At 67.4% G+C, this 1,385-nt stretch carries 1 protein-coding gene; it reads left to right on the forward strand.

The features are described from left to right. The first annotated feature begins 69 nt into the window (after window positions 1-69). On the forward strand, window positions 70-1,194 hold the full coding sequence (locus ACIOFR_RS42340) for an IS701 family transposase (RefSeq protein WP_401006190.1): 1,125 nt from the start codon (window positions 70-72) through the stop codon (window positions 1,192-1,194). The last annotated feature ends 191 nt before the right edge of the window (window positions 1,195-1,385 follow it).

Below are 1,385 nucleotides of genomic sequence, written 5' to 3' on the forward strand. Positions count from 1 at the left end.
CTAGTACTGCAATCACAGTTATGGGTGGGCTTGTTGTGGTTGGGTTGGCTCGTGTCTGTGGATCTCGGGGTGGGTCAGGTCAAGGCCTGGCGTGAAGTGTTGGGTGCTCTGCATGCGCGGTTCGGGTCGCGTTTTTCGAGGTCGGAGCCACGTGCACGTGCTCTGACGTATATGGCGGGGCTGATCGCGCCGCTGGAGCGGAAGAACGGGTGGACGCTCGCGGAGCGGGCGGGTGAGGGGCATCCGATCGGGATGCAGCGTCTGCTGGGCGAGGCGGACTGGGACGCGGACGGTGTCCGTGACGATGTGCGGGACTTCGTCGTGGAGACCATCGGCGCCAAGGACGGGGTCCTGATCGGCGACGACACCGGCTTCCTGAAGAAGGGCTCGCGGTCGGCCGGGGTCCAGCGCCAGTACACGGGGACTGCGGGCAGGACGGAGAACTCCCAGATCGGCACGTTCCTGGCCTACGCCTCCTCGAAGGGCCGCGCGTTGATCGACCGGGAGCTGTACCTGCCCGCCTCCTGGACGGAGGACCGCGAGCGCTGTCGGGCCGTCGGCGTGCCCGACGAAGTGCCGTTCGCGACGAAGAACGAGCACTTCCGGTGGATGTTGCAACGTGCGATCGACGCCGGGGTGCCGTTCGCATGGGTGACCGCGGACGAGGCCTACGGGCAGGTCAAGCACCTGCGGGTCTGGCTGGAGCAACGCGGCATCGGGTATGTGCTGGCCACCAAGGTCAACGACACCGTGATCACGACCGGGTGGCGTGAGGTCCGGGTCGACGAGTTGGTCGCGGCGCTGCCGCGGCAGGCCTGGAAACGCCTGTCCGGCGGCAAGGGCTCCCACGGTGAGCGGGTCTACGACTGGGCCAGGGCCGCGATCCGCCCCGTGTGGGAGGACGGCGTCGGCCACTGGGTCCTGGCCCGCCGCTCGGTCAAAGATCCCACCGAGATCGCCTACTACGTCTGCTACGGACCCGCCGCCACCCGCCTGAAGGACCTGGTCAAGGTCGCCGCGGCGAGGTGGGCGATCGAGGAGTCGTTCCAGGTCGCGAAGAACGAGTGCGGCCTGGACCACTACCAGGTCCGCCGCTACGACGCCTGGTACCGGCACATCACCCTGTCCATGGCCGCTCTCGCCGCGCTGACCGCGATCCGCGCCCACGAGCTGGAAAGGGGGGCCGTCGATTAGGACAAAACGACCTGATTCCGCTGTCCGTCGCGGAGATCCGTCGCCTCATCGGCTTGGTCCTCCGGCCCCGCCACCTCACTCCGATGCATCATCTGCGCTGGTCATGGTGGCGACGCCTCAGCCAGACCCGGGCCCGCATCAGTCACTACAAGCGCCGAGGCCATACCCCATAACTGTGATTGCAGTACTAG

This window comes from Kitasatospora sp. NPDC088346, from assembly GCF_044740765.1.
Lineage (GTDB): Bacteria > Actinomycetota > Actinomycetes > Streptomycetales > Streptomycetaceae > Kitasatospora.